At 43.2% G+C, this 13515-nt stretch carries 12 protein-coding genes; 6 read left to right on the plus strand and 6 right to left on the minus strand.

Translation table 11 applies throughout. The features are described 5' to 3' along the window. Positions 1 to 73 precede the first annotated feature (73 nt). The 4 genes from I2494_RS01665 to I2494_RS01675 all read right to left on the minus strand — a co-directional run bounded on the left by I2494_RS01665 (position 74) and on the right by I2494_RS01675 (position 3042). Complete coding sequence (locus tag I2494_RS01665; RefSeq protein ID WP_218465710.1) at positions 74 to 571, minus strand: GNAT family N-acetyltransferase; 498 nt, start codon at positions 569 to 571, stop codon at positions 74 to 76. A gap of 13 nt (positions 572 to 584) precedes the next feature. After that, positions 585 to 1511, minus strand: a complete 927-nt coding sequence (locus I2494_RS01670; RefSeq protein ID WP_218465709.1) for a hypothetical protein — start codon at positions 1509 to 1511, stop codon at positions 585 to 587. A gap of 271 nt (positions 1512 to 1782) precedes the next feature. After that, positions 1783 to 1974, minus strand: a complete 192-nt coding sequence (locus I2494_RS20655) for a phage integrase central domain-containing protein (RefSeq protein ID WP_407657823.1) — start codon at positions 1972 to 1974, stop codon at positions 1783 to 1785. Between the two features lie 48 nt (positions 1975 to 2022). After that, on the minus strand, positions 2023 to 3042 hold the full coding sequence (locus I2494_RS01675) for a permease (RefSeq protein ID WP_218465708.1): 1020 nt from the start codon (positions 3040 to 3042) through the stop codon (positions 2023 to 2025). Positions 3043 to 3162: 120 nt separating this feature from the next. Between I2494_RS01675 and I2494_RS01680 the strand changes: the two genes are divergently transcribed. Continuing rightward, positions 3163 to 3471: an ArsR/SmtB family transcription factor gene (locus I2494_RS01680; protein ID WP_218465707.1), complete on the plus strand. Its 309-nt coding sequence runs from the start codon at positions 3163 to 3165 to the stop codon at positions 3469 to 3471. Between the two features lie 188 nt (positions 3472 to 3659). Here I2494_RS01680 and phoR read toward each other — a convergent pair whose 3' ends face one another. Together phoR and phoB are read right to left on the minus strand one after the other, a co-directional pair. After that, on the minus strand, positions 3660 to 4949 hold the full coding sequence (gene phoR / locus I2494_RS01685) for a phosphate regulon sensor histidine kinase PhoR (RefSeq protein ID WP_218465706.1): 1290 nt from the start codon (positions 4947 to 4949) through the stop codon (positions 3660 to 3662). A 23-nt stretch (positions 4950 to 4972) separates the two neighbouring features. Continuing rightward, positions 4973 to 5662, minus strand: coding sequence for a phosphate regulon transcriptional regulator PhoB (gene phoB / locus I2494_RS01690; protein WP_218465705.1), 690 nt, complete (start codon positions 5660 to 5662; stop codon positions 4973 to 4975). Positions 5663 to 5951: 289 nt separating this feature from the next. Here phoB and sbcD point away from each other — a divergent pair, with 289 nt between their 5' ends. From sbcD to I2494_RS01715, 5 genes are all read left to right on the plus strand, one after another. Then, positions 5952 to 7205, plus strand: coding sequence for an exonuclease subunit SbcD (gene sbcD, locus I2494_RS01695; protein WP_218465704.1), 1254 nt, complete (start codon positions 5952 to 5954; stop codon positions 7203 to 7205). Further along, the gene (locus I2494_RS01700; protein WP_218465703.1) at positions 7205 to 10885 is read left to right on the plus strand and encodes an AAA family ATPase; all 3681 of its coding nucleotides are present in this window, start codon (positions 7205 to 7207) and stop codon (positions 10883 to 10885) included. The genes sbcD and I2494_RS01700 overlap by 1 nt, the downstream gene beginning before the upstream one ends. A 116-nt stretch (positions 10886 to 11001) precedes the next feature. After that, complete coding sequence (gene rdgC, locus I2494_RS01705; RefSeq protein ID WP_218465702.1) at positions 11002 to 11913, plus strand: recombination-associated protein RdgC; 912 nt, start codon at positions 11002 to 11004, stop codon at positions 11911 to 11913. Between the two features lie 203 nt (positions 11914 to 12116). Beyond that, positions 12117 to 12917 (plus strand): hypothetical protein, encoded by an 801-nt coding sequence (locus tag I2494_RS01710; RefSeq protein WP_218465701.1) that lies wholly within the window; start codon positions 12117 to 12119, stop codon positions 12915 to 12917. After that, entirely contained in the window at positions 12914 to 13399 is a 486-nt protein-coding gene (locus I2494_RS01715) for a FidL-like protein (RefSeq protein WP_218465700.1), read from the plus strand. The genes I2494_RS01710 and I2494_RS01715 overlap by 4 nt, the downstream gene beginning before the upstream one ends. The last annotated feature ends 116 nt before the right edge of the window (positions 13400 to 13515 follow it).

Below are 13515 nucleotides of genomic sequence, written 5' to 3' on the forward strand. Positions count from 1 at the left end.
AATACAAAATAAAATACAGCCACCGGAATGATGTTTTTTGCATCTTCTGGTGGCTGTATTCTTTGTTTTCCTGTCAGTTTACTAAGCCATACATATAGGAATCAAAAAACTGCCCATTCTTGAACACAGATTTTTTCAACACCCCTTCCATTTCAAATCCGCATTTTTCCAGAACTTTACAAGATTCTTTGTTATATGAGTAAACAGCCGCAAAGAGCCTTGCAAGGTTGTATTGGCCAAATGCAATACAGCACATTTGCCTGGCGGCATCGGTCATAATCCCTTTGCCCCAATATAGCTCGGCTAACCAATAGCCGATTTCAGCACTCTTGGCGTAAACATCTTCGCCCAACGTTAAGCTAATAACGCCGACAGCTTTATCGTCATGGAAAATTGCACGGTTTACTTGCTTGCTTTCGGGGGTATCAATGCAAAATTCGACAAATTGCCGTGCGTTTTCTTCTGTATAGGGATGCGGGAAAATATCGCGCAAATTGTCTGCAATTTTTTTGTTATTGGCGAATATGGCAATGTCGCTCACATAGTCGTAAGATAGTTTTTTAATTTCCATTTTTATTCTCACTTTATGCCTTACAAAAGAGAAGCCTATCCAAACCAACTCCACTTATTAGGCATTTTTGTTTTTTACTTCCGAGCATTTGATAAATCCAATCAACAAATCCGCCATCACCGATTTCAATCTTTTCACCATCTATTTCCACGAATATTTTGAAATTGATCCCCTGATAATATTTATTGTCCATATCGCTAGAATCATAAGAAAGTGACACATCAGGGAACGCATTTTGAATAACTTCGGACATTTTGGCAAAAAAGCCGTCACTATCTTTATATCCATTTCTTTTTCGCAAAACGATGGATAATTTTGTGCTGAATTGTTCCTGGAAAAAATCTTTATAAAAAAGAAGATGTTTGTCCAAAAGCTCTGTTTCGCAGCGATAAGATCCAGTATCTTTGCCCGAAGAAACCATACAAAAAATGCCAAAATGAGCAAAAAAACCCATGCCCGAATATTGTTGCGCCCGAGTAACTCTTGCAGTTGCAGCGTAATGCAATGGATACGTGTTGCTTTCTTTTCTTTTTTTTAATTTGTCAGCAATAATAATTGCCAGCATATTAGATGGATCGGCCAAGGTTTCTGTACCACGCACTGCACTGACAATATTGTACTGATCAACACACCCAAATACGCTACAACTTCCAAGAGGAGCAGATGGTGAAAGAAGAACAGTCTGTATATCCATTTTTTGCGCTGCTAATAGTAATTGAGCTTCTAGATCATGAAAATTTGCCGGGTTAATATCGCTGGGCGTAGAAAAACGGTTCAATTGAAACACTTTTAAAACATCAGCCGCGGTAAACCTATCTGTCTGTTTTTCAAAAACTTCTAACAGTACCGAATTTAAGTCTGACTTTGACAAAGAAAGGAGTTTATCTACTATTTTTTCGTCGCCTATCTTTTCTAATATCTTGCTATTTATTGTATTCATTGGCCGTATCCTCAAAGATGATTTTCTAAATGGCCTTTTCTCTGACCAAATTGCCAGCAGTGGTGCAATACAAATAACTGTTTCTCAAGCAGCAAGAAAGGTCAAATGACCCAAAATCGAGCAGCCTCTTGAATATTCATTCACGGATTCAAGAGGCTGTTTTTATAGGCTATGATTTTCCATTACACTCCGGCCAGCCGGTGCAGCCCCAGAAGTCATAACCACCTTTGCCGGGCTTTTTTACCCGATGCACCATAGGCTTGCCGCATTCTCACGTCACCGCCCCAGCCCCCGACTCCGTATACAGAAACTTCATGGACACCAAATGGTTCGTGGCTTCGACACGGCGCAACGCATCAAGAAAGTCAGGTGTTTTCAAGCTGCTCACAGGCATTTTGCCCAATAGCGGGAAAGCATACCGCTCCAATACGCGCTGATAGCTTTGCAGAGATTTTTCCGCCACCTTTGAATTAATAAATCATGCTGAAGCGAGCATAGAAGCTCTCTTATTTTATATCCGGAAGAATAGTTGAGTTAGATATCCCATCAACACTGCCATACCTAAAATTACGGTAAGAAATGCAATAATCATCGGTGTTCTGAACATAGACTTCAGCAGAATAACTTCTGTTAAGCTGGCTCCTGCACTCCCGATGATCAGCGCCATCACGGCGCCAATCCCCATCCCTTTAGCCATTAAAATCGACGCCAGCGGGATCATTGCTTCAGCTCTGATATAAAGAGGAATACCTACCACTGCGCTTAATGGAATAGCAAAGACGTTATCACCACTGGCATGTCTGGCAATCCATTCCGTAGGTACAAAACCATAAATAAAAGAACCAATCAGTACTCCAACCAGAAGATAGGGAAATACCTCCCTGAACTGTTTCCATGCATCCTGCCATGCCAGTGATATCGAACTTGATGTTGTTGGTATCTTACTGCTCTCACTGCTACAACACGAATCAACCTGAACTACGCGTTTTGGTTGATTAAATGGTTCACTGTTACAGCATGAAGCTGCCTGAAGCGTTGGCTCTGGTGCAGAACAGCTTACTGAACAAGATTTTCCTTTGGTCTCTTTCGCATTAATTACATACCGTTCAAAACCTAATTTACTCAGCAAAAAACTGGACAACACAGACACAACAACAGCAATGGAGGTATACAGCAAGGTGATCTTCAGTCCGAACGTTACCCACATCAATCCAACAATAATAGGATTGAGCAGCGGTGAGATAAACAAGAAAGTCAGTGTCGGCCCGAAACCCGCTCTGGCGGAGAGCAACCCACGTAACATAGGAATTGTAGAACAGCTACAAAATGGAGTGATAGACCCGAGCAGTGCAGCAATGACATATCCTCTACCTTTACGGGCACCCAACATCGTCTGGATTTTAGTATCCGGAACTTTTTGGCGTATAAAACTGACACCCAGGCTAATCACCAGAAACAACAGCGACAGCTCGGTAGCCAAAAATAAAAACATGTTTAACGCATCCATCAACATACCTAACCCATCATTCATCTTTTAATCCTTAACGTTCCATAAATATTAAAACTATATTTCCAGTATATTCGAAATGATATATCAGGCAATAGATATTTCTGGTATTATCGAAATATCACTTACCGAAGAGAGCTGAATATGCAACTGGAAATGGTCGCTAAGGCATTGAAAGAATTAGGTCATCCTACGCGTTTGTTTATCTTTAAACATCTGGTCAAAGCGGGTAATCAAGGGTTACCTGTGGGTGAATTGCAAAAGCAGCTAGAAATCCCAGCCTCGACTCTGAGTCATCATATATCAGCACTCGTGTCTGTTGGGCTACTTCAGCAAAATAGGGAAAGTCGAACGCTTATGTGCATTGCTCAGTATGACGTTCTGGAGGGTATCATCCAGTATTTACAAGATGAGTGCTGTATCAATAGTGTAAAGCCTGATGCTAATAAATAGCATCGTTGTTTTATTCCAGACCCAATAGAACATATTAACAAAGAAATATAGGGAACGTTACGGAGGCGTCCACCTTAATGCCTCCTGCCCGGCCACCCACCTTAATGTTACTGCGAACGCAACACACTTAGTGGATGAAACTAACTCAGAACTAGATTCTGCCTCTTCTTGATACTCATAAACAATAACTATTTATCCACCACTAACCTTCCCGGCAACACAAACCTGAACTCACTTCCAACCCCTAACTGACTTTCAATACTCAATTGGGAATCATGGTGATTCAGCACATGTTTAACTATTGCCAGCCCCAAACCGCTGCCTCCGGTCTGGCTGGAGCGTGATGGATCTACACGATAAAAACGCTCCGTCAAATGGGCTATATGTTGTTGCTCAATGCCCGGGCCATTATCTTTCACACTAAATTGCGCACCGCGAGGCGTTAACTTCCAACTCACGTTAATCTCTGTGCCTGACGGTGTATGGTTGATAGCGTTATACACCAGATTAGACATAGCGCTGTAAAGCTGATCCTGATTACCCAGCACTTGCAATTTGGCATCAACATCAAAATGAAGCTGATGTTCGCCATTACTCAAAATAGCGGCTTCACGGGCAAGACTATCTAACAGAACCGGTACGTTAATCTTTTCATTTAACGCATAGCGAGGCGCTGCTTCAATACGTGATAGCATCAATAATTGATTCACCAGACTGCTCATCCGTTCAGTTTGGCCTTTCATGCTGGTTAACGCCTTATGACGAATCGCCGGTTGAGTATCGTCATCACCCAGCATCTCAATATACCCCTGCAAAACCGTAAGCGGCGTTTTCAGTTCATGACTTACATTGGTAAAGAATTTACGTCGAACTTCTTCCAATTGCCGGATTTGCGATACATCCCGGGCAGAGATCAACATATGCCCTTCATCATAAGGCATTACCCGAAACTCAATATAACTGCCTTTATTAAACTTTAGGGTTAATGGCTCATCAAACTGTTTACGCTTAATAAATTCGGCAAATTGTGGATAGCGGATCAAATTAAGAATGTGCTGACCATTATCTTCTGGCCAGCGAAATCCCAGCATTTGTTGAGCCAGCTTGTTACACCAAAAGATATGTCCGCTTTCGGTACTTAATACCACGGCATCAGGTAGCGATTCGGCACCGCTACGAAAGCGTTTAATCAGTGAGGCTAATTCTCGACGGCGCTGGCGATTGCGGTGCTGCATTTGATACAGCCCATAGAATAACGGTTCCCAACTGCCTCGCCCTGGGGGCGGCATGATGCTGCGATCCAACCATAACCAGTGCGATAATTTAAGCAGATTATAAAAGTGCCACAGTAAAGCACCGAGTGCTGAAATCAGCAGTAACAGCGTCAGATGACCAATAAAAATGCTTAACAGCAATGCCGGAAGGCAAAACAGCAATAGCTCAATGACAATTCTCTTCCACGACAGGCGTTCTAGCACAAGCGAGTCCCTAACCAGTTAACTTAAAAGCGGGTTGAAAAACGGTAGCCTGAACCACGTACGGTTTGCAGCATCTTGTCATAACCGCTGACTTCAAGGGTCTTACGCAAGCGACGAATAAATACATCAACGGTTCGATCTTCAACATACACATTGGTTCCCCATACCTGATTAAGCAGCTGCTCACGGCTATATACCCGTTCAGGATGGCTCATAAAGAAGTGCAACAGTTTGTATTCCGTTGGTCCCATATCCAGCGGTTTGTCATCCGCCATAACCCGATGAGATGATGGTTCTAAGGTTAAGCCATCAAATACCAAAGCTTCATGTTCGGTCATCGGCGACGTTCGGCGCATCACCGCTTTAATGCGCGCCAAAAGTTCTTTAGGGGAAAAAGGCTTCGTCACATAGTCATCAGCGCCGGATTCCAGCCCCTGGACGCGATCTTCCTCTTCAGCACGGGCGGTTAGCATCACCACAGGAATCGCCTTCATCAGAGGATCGCGCTTCAGATATTTAATCAGTTGAATACCCGATCCCCCCGGTAACATCCAATCCAATAAGATCAGATCGGGGAAAGGTTCGATGAGTAAAGATTGTGCTACGGTAAAATCCGCTGCTTCGATGGCCTGAAAACCATTTTGTTCAAGAACAAGAGAAATCATTTCCCGTATAGGTGCTTCATCCTCAACCACCAGTATGCGTTTTATCATGCGGGCTCTGCTCTTTGTTGTTTTTTCTCAACACAATGCGAGTTGAATGATTATATACCCTAATAGTTTGAGTTGCAGAAACGCCAATAGCATCGTCAATATGTCTGCAACTTAAAGTACGCTGGATTATAGTGCATTGGCATTATGCTACAGATATATGACACTTTTATTACGTTAACAACGTTTTCCGTTAATTGAACCTTCACTAAGGTAGTCCTGACCATCTCTGCTGCGTATAATCCCAATAACCATAGCGCACCACATGGCTATTTTTTGACAGAGAGGATTCATGCGCATTATTCACACATCTGACTGGCATCTTGGACAATACTTCTTTACCAAAAGCCGTGCGGCTGAACATGCAGAATTTTTGCGCTGGTTAACTGAAAAAGTTACCGAGCATCAGGTTGATGCCATTATTGTGGCGGGTGATATTTTCGATACCACGTCTCCCCCCAGCTATGCCCGTGAATTATACAATCAGTTTATAGTGGGATTACAGCCAACCGGCTGTCAGTTAGTGGTATTGGGTGGAAATCATGACTCTGTTGCGATGCTCAATGAATCCAGAGAATTACTGACCTATCTCAACACTCAGGTGATAGCCAGTGTTACACAACAACCGGAACAACAGCTTATCGTTCTGAATAACTTACAGGGTGAACCCGGTGCATTGGTATGCGCTATTCCTTTTGTTCGGGCAAGAGATGTGCTCTCCAGCCAGGCAGGGCAATCCGGTAGTGAGAAACAACAAGCTTTACTGGAAGCGATCAGTCAGCACTACCAGCAGATATACCAACTGGCAAAGGAGCAGCAACAACAGTACACCAAACATTTGCCGATTATTGTTACCGGACATTTAACCACTGTCGGAGCATCCACCAGTGATTCCGTCCGCGATATCTATATCGGTACACTGGATGCTTTTCCAGCACAAGCATTCCCCCCAGCGGATTACATCGCTTTAGGGCATATTCACCGTCCACAAAAAGTGGCTAAATCAGAATATATTCGCTATTCCGGTTCCCCTATTCCTTTAAGTTTTGACGAAAGCGGTCAGGAAAAAAGTGTAGTGCTGGTGGAGTTCTCCTCTCAGGCAGAGCCACAAATTACTTTGCTTCCCGTGCCGCAATTTCAGCCTATGCGTTTAATTAAAGGCGATCTTGAGGAAATAAAATCTGCACTGGAAGGTTTTCGACATCAGCAAGAACAGAAAACCATCTGGCTGGATATTGAAGTAGATTCACGCCTCTACCTGAATGACATTCAGCGGCAAATACAGCAAATAGCAGAGCAATTACCGGTTGAAGTAATATTACTGCGTCGTAGTAAAGCACTCACGCAACAGGCCATTCAGCGTCAGGAAAAAGAGACGCTATCAGAACTCACGGTAAATGAAGTCTTTGAACGCAGGTTACTACTGGATGACGACGATAATCAAAGCACTCAACAGCAACATCAGCGGGTACGACAACTGTTTCATTCGTTAGTCGAGGAAATGGCAGAACAGACAGAACATCCTATTGATGAAGGAGCCGTGTGATGCGCATTCTTAGCCTGCGGCTTAAAAATATCAACTCGCTGAAAGACGAGTGGAAAATCGATTTCACACAGGAACCCTTTTGCGATAACGCCCTGTTTGCCATTACCGGCGCTACTGGCGCCGGCAAAACAACGCTTTTGGATGCTATTTGTCTGGCGCTTTATCACAAAACTCCGCGTCTCAACGTATCTCCCACCCAAAATGAACTGATGACCCATCACACCGCCGAGTCACTGGCTGAGGTAGAGTTTGAAGTTCAGGGCATTGGCTATCGCGCATTCTGGAGCCAACGCCGGGCGAAAGGCAGCCCGGACGGTAATCTGCAAACGCCTAAAGTTGAACTGGCTTATATTCGCGATGGCAAAATCATTACCGACAAAATACGCGATAAGCTCGATCTTACCGCTCAAATTACCGGATTAGACTTTAGTCGTTTCACTAAGTCCATGATGTTATCTCAGGGAGAGTTTGCCGCTTTTCTTAATGCAGAACCCAATGAACGAGCTGAACTATTGGAGGAGCTAACCGGCACAGAGATTTATGGTCATATTTCTGAGCAGGTTTTCCTGTCCCATAAAGAGGCTAAAAATCAGCTGGATACCCTGCATACCCTATTGGGCAGCGTACAATTATTGTCAGAAGAACAAACTCTGGCGCTAAATCAGCAATCACAACAGCTGCAAACACAGGAAAAATTGCTGGCTCAGCAAACTGAACGCCTGCTGGTGGGTAAACAATGGTTGGAGAAACAAGACGAGTACCTGCTTCAGGAGTCTCAGTGCCAACAGCGGCTAAATCTGGCTCAGCAGAATTGGCAACATCAACAGCCACAACTGGAAAAATTACAACGAAGCGAACCGGCAGAAAAGCTGCGTCCTCTGCATACACATTTGATGCGTTTACGCCAGGAGCAACAAGATAATGAACAGGAAATAGTTCGTCTCACTCAAGCTGAAACCGAACTCAAACAACAGATTGCCATTGCCCTGAAAGCTCACGAACAGGCAGAACAACAACGGGAATCACAGCTTAAACAGTATGAGCTAACCCGTACCCTGATTAACACTCAAGTGATGCCGCTGGATTTACAGATTGGAAATAAGGCCAACCAGTTAACCCAACTGGAATCAACACATACTACACTCGCCCTACAGCGGCAACAACAGCAAGGTGAGTATGACGCTGGCTTGCAACAACAACATCAACTGCTCAGCCGACAACAAACGCTAAATGACTATTTTCAATCTCACCCATACCATCAATATTGGGGAGAAAACCTCCCTTTATGGCAACAGCAATTAGGTCAACTCACTCGCATTAATAACGAGTTACAGAAGACCCAACAATTAGCGGAGCTTAAGCAAAAAGAGATTGATGAGCTGCATCAACAGTTAAATGAAGTGACATTGTCACAGAAACGACATCAAGAACAGCTTCAACAACTGCAACAACATTTTGACCAGAATGATGCTATCTTCCGGCAACTGCAAACTCAGCACGACCTGAATGGATTAAAACAACAACAGCATAATCTTGCCCAAACCAGAGACAGGCAACAGTCTCTCACGCTGTTGTTTCAACGCTATCAACAAGTCACTAAACAGTATCAGGCTCGATCAACTCAGCTAAATGAACTCTCGATGGCCATTAAACAGCTCGATGAGGATTTGCTAACCAAACGCCAACAATACGCTGATAAAAAAGTCCATCTGTCTGATGTGGAGAAACTGGCTGAACAAGAACTGATCATTAATCGTTTTGAACAGGAAAGAGCGTTATTACAGCCTGGCTCACCCTGCCCGCTATGTGGCTCTATTGAACATCCATTAACGGCTGAAAACACCTCGTCAAAAACATCAAATACCCAGCAACGCCTGGCTCAATTAAGAACCGAATTTCAACAACTGCATGATGCTGGCATTGAGCTAAAAAGTAAAATTGCACTACAGGGTGACCAGCAAAATCAGCTGACAAAAGAGTTAAATAATCTGAATCAGGAGCTGGGTGACATCAGCCAACAGTGGCAACAACACTGCACACAACTGGATATCAAGCTATCTCTTACTGAGACCGGGCAATTCGAACAGTATCTGGAGAACCTGCGTCAGCAAGAGAAGCAATTACAACAGCAGATAAACCTACTTGAACAAGCCGAGCAACAATGGCAGCAAGAAAAAGATCGGCTGAATAAGCAACACAATGCAACTCAGGAAGCACAACAACGGGTGACGTTGCTGGCTCAGGATGTGCTGAATAGAACTCAGCAACAACAGCTATCTGAACAAGCTCGATTGTTATTACAACAGGATCACCAAATACTGTCTGAACAACTGCAAACTGCTTTGGCCCATTATGAACTAACGCTTCCACCACCAGAACAGTACGATCATTGGTATAACACACGTAAAATTGAGTGGCAGCAGTGGCAAGAGCGTCTTAATGACCAAAAAGCATTAGAGCAGCAATTAATTACCCTGAATACTCAGATAGCCACGTTGGCAACCAGACTGGAAAGTCTGAATAATCAAGCCGCAGAAAACCAGACGCAGCTCACCCGTTGCCAGCATGAATCACAACAGCTCAAACAACAACGCCATCAACTATTTGGCGATCGGCAAACTGATGATGCAATAATGCAGCTTCAGCAACAGCAGCAAGCTCTTGAGCTGATGGTGACCAATAGCAAAAACACCTGGCAGCAACTGAACGATCGGCTGACAGCGCTCAGTGGGCAGCATTCCACCCTGTTATCTCAACAACAGCAACTGCAACAAAAAACTAACAGTGCTGAGGATGAATTTAGCGCAGCGTTACAGCAAAGTCCTTTCAGTCATCAGGCTGATTTTCTGGATGCCCTGTTACCTCCGGAATTACACCAGCAGCTTCGCGAACTCAAAGAGACGCTCACTAATGCGTTGTCTCAGGCACAAACGCTGTTTAACGAAGTGAATAAACATCGGCAACAGCATCTGGCTCATCGACCGGAAACCCTGTCAGAAGAAAGTAATATTGCAGACCTCAATCTACGAATAGTTCAACTGGCTGAAGAGAATAAAGCTAACAGTATCCGTCAGGGGGAAATTCGCCAACAGCTGGAAAACGATCGACAAAACCGGATTAATCAGCAGTCACTGGTGGAACGTATTACTCAGCTTCAACAGCAAGTTGATGATTGGGCCTATCTGAATAATTTGATTGGTTCCAGTGATGGTGCAAAGTTCCGTAAATTTGCTCAGGGTCTCACACTGGATCACTTAGTCTATCTGGCTAATCAGCAGCTAAATCGACTACATGGTCGTTATCTGCTACAGCGTAAAGAGAGCGGCGCTCTTGAACTACAGGTTGTCGATACCTGGCAGGCTGATAACTTACGGGATACCCGAACCCTGTCTGGTGGAGAAAGTTTTCTGGTTAGTCTGGCGCTGGCACTGGCATTGTCTGATTTGGTCAGCCACAAAACCAGTATTGACTCTCTGTTCCTTGATGAAGGATTCGGCACTCTTGATGCCGAAACGCTGGATATTGCACTGGATGCCTTAGATAACCTGAACGCCAGCGGCAAAATCATTGGGGTTATCAGCCATATCGATGCCATGAAAGAACGAATTCCGGTTCAGATTCGGGTTCGTAAAGTGAATGGATTAGGTATCAGTAAATTGGATGATCGGTTCAAAGAATAGCATTATTCAATTATTTCATAAGTTTCGTTAGCCAAAATCACAGCAAGACGCTTTGCGATTGGTTATGATGGCGGCTATGTTTATACAGAGCTCTGCTCTTTTTAATGGAAATAACTATGTTGTGGTTTAAGAATTTAATGATTTATCGCCTCAGCCGCGAAACCCATCTGTCTGCCGATGAGATGGAAAAGCAGCTGAAGCCATTAACATTTACCCCTTGTGGCAGCCAGGATATGGCAAAAACAGGCTGGGTCTCTCCTTTAGGGTCACAGAGTGATGCCTTAACCCACGTATCAGGTAATCAAATTCTGATCGTTGCCCGCAAGGAAGAGAAAATTCTGCCCTCTCCGGTGATTAAGCAGGCTCTACAGGCAAAAATTGAGCAGTTAGAAGCCGAACAACATAGAAAATTAAAAAAGACTGAAAAAGATGCATTAAAGGACGAGGTATTACACAGTTTATTACCTCGCGCATTTAGCCGCTTTAATCAAACCAGTCTGTGGATTGATACGGTTAACGGTTTAATTATTGTTGATGCCGCCAGCGCCAAACGAGCTGAAGATACACTGGCTCTACTGCGTAAAAGTTTAGGTTCGTTACCGGTAGTCCCTTTAACACTGGAAAGCCCTATTGAATTAACGCTTACCGAATGGGTTCGTTCTGGTCAGGCACCCACTGGATTTGTTCTGCAGGATGAAGCTGAATTGAAAGCGATTCTTGAGGGTGGTGGCGTTATTCGTTGTAAGGCCCAGGAACTGGTCAGCGATGAAATTGCAGTACATATTGAAGCAGGAAAACTGGTCACCAAACTGGCGCTGGAATGGCGTGAGCGTATTCAGTTCGTGATTGCTGATGATGGCAGTCTGAAACGCATTAAATTTACTGAAACTATTCGCGATCAAAATCAGGATATTGATAAAGAAGATTATGCTGCGCGCTTTGATGCAGATTTTACTCTGATGACCGGCGAAGTTGCTCAGTTAATTCAAGAATTAATTGAAGCGCTCGGCGGTGAGCATAGCGAATAATAGCATTAAAAAACAAAAGATAATGCTAATAGAGGTGAAATAGCATCTCTATTAGTATGATAAATAACAATTAGCTGTTTTTAGCGAAATAACCCCAATTTACGTAATGCTATTATTTCTCTGCAATCTGGTGAGTTAATGTGCAGAATGCGCGAAATCACAGATTAAAACACCAGTGAGAAATAAGTGTCCGGAGGGAATGTTTGCATAACTATATTATTAATGACCGAGTGATGTTTAACACTTTTACCGGTGGATTAAGTCGACTTGACGATCCCCGTAAATTGAGCACGCTCAGTAGTAATGCTAAACGATTATTTCTGCGTCTGATTGACAGTGGTTATCAGATTGTTCCTTTTGAACAACTAACCAGCGAAATTGAACAGACTGAAAACGTTACTAACACAGCTAAAGCAGTTGTATCTGAACTGAGCGACATTACTCAGGCTTTTCATCAATTAGGTGAATTTGAACCTATCCTGACCACCTACTCATATGGTGTGCAGCTATCCACTGATGTAGAGCTAAAAGTTATCACCAGCTATCGTACCTTCAGTGATGACAGCAAAGAAAAACCGTATATTGCCAAAAAACCATTGATCAACGCCTCTACGATCAATGGTAATAATGACGCCTCTCCCGTGCCACAGCCTAAAAGTCGTTTTTTCTGGTATTACACCCGAATAGTGATGGTTGCAGCCCTGTTTATTTTTGTGTTCTATTTTGCTTTAGACATGTTTACCAGCAAACCGAGCTATTTTGCTGATTACTATCATCAGGAAACATATCAACAGTGTGATATTTTCATTCACAATCAAAAGCCTACTGATTTATCCAATTTGAAAAAGCGGTTAGATGAATTTGCCATCGCCTGCGACAGCCCTAAAAATGTCTATTTTAGTCTTCCCGCAGACGATCGTCGGGAGTCAATTCAGGTCTGCGACAGAGATCCGGATAAATCTAATACCTCTTGCTTCAATTTCTATGTGGTAAAAGTGAAATGAACAATATCAAGTTATCTGTGATTGCCACATTGATCGTTACTGCCTTACTGGCGGTTGGTCTGTATCTGTTTTATGCCAGTGGCAACAATAAATTCACCTGTTCAGCCAACACCACCTATCTGTTTGAAAAAGTGAGTAAAGAAAAAGAAGCGGTATTAAACTCTGAAATGAGATTTCATTTTGATGGTAATGGTAAAGGTTACAACATCATTATGGGAAATTTACTTGTAGATGGACACAATTACACCATCAATCGCAAAGTACAGTTTGATTATACCCACAACAAAGCTAACAACTATGTTTTAAGCACTACACAGGTATCTTTAGAAAATAGTGATAATTTGCCTAAAGCGTTGGGAGAGCGTTATCTCTATCGTTTCAGTACTGAACAAAATGAGTCGACCCATCTGGTCATTATCAAAATGAATAGTGGAAAGCGTCTGTTCTCCAGCGGAACTTTGCCCTACTTCTTATGTGAATAACACTCACCATCGCTAACTAGCTGGATTCTGTCATCGTTCTTCATTACATAAAACAGACATCCAGCTTACGCTTCATTACCGAACTTCCATATTTCCTTCATCATTTTTTTCCCCGA

This window comes from Limnobaculum allomyrinae (assembly GCF_016649425.1).
Taxonomy (GTDB): Bacteria; Pseudomonadota; Gammaproteobacteria; order Enterobacterales; family Enterobacteriaceae; genus Limnobaculum; species Limnobaculum allomyrinae.

What these genes read in the sequence shown, in the direction of transcription:
- I2494_RS01665 (WP_218465710.1), bottom strand. Translation starts at nt 571, where the DNA reads ATGGAAATTAAAAAACTATCTTACGACTATGTGAGCGACATTGCCATA.
- I2494_RS01670 (WP_218465709.1), bottom strand. Translation starts at nt 1,511, where the DNA reads ATGAATACAATAAATAGCAAGATATTAGAAAAGATAGGCGACGAAAAA.
- I2494_RS01675 (WP_218465708.1), bottom strand. Translation starts at nt 3,042, where the DNA reads ATGAATGATGGGTTAGGTATGTTGATGGATGCGTTAAACATGTTTTTA.
- I2494_RS01680 (WP_218465707.1), top strand. Translation starts at nt 3,163, where the DNA reads ATGCAACTGGAAATGGTCGCTAAGGCATTGAAAGAATTAGGTCATCCT.
- phoB (WP_218465705.1), bottom strand. Translation starts at nt 5,662, where the DNA reads ATGATAAAACGCATACTGGTGGTTGAGGATGAAGCACCTATACGGGAA.
- sbcD (WP_218465704.1), top strand. Translation starts at nt 5,952, where the DNA reads ATGCGCATTATTCACACATCTGACTGGCATCTTGGACAATACTTCTTT.
- I2494_RS01700 (WP_218465703.1), top strand. Translation starts at nt 7,205, where the DNA reads ATGCGCATTCTTAGCCTGCGGCTTAAAAATATCAACTCGCTGAAAGAC.
- rdgC (WP_218465702.1), top strand. Translation starts at nt 11,002, where the DNA reads ATGTTGTGGTTTAAGAATTTAATGATTTATCGCCTCAGCCGCGAAACC.
- I2494_RS01715 (WP_218465700.1), top strand. Translation starts at nt 12,914, where the DNA reads ATGAACAATATCAAGTTATCTGTGATTGCCACATTGATCGTTACTGCC.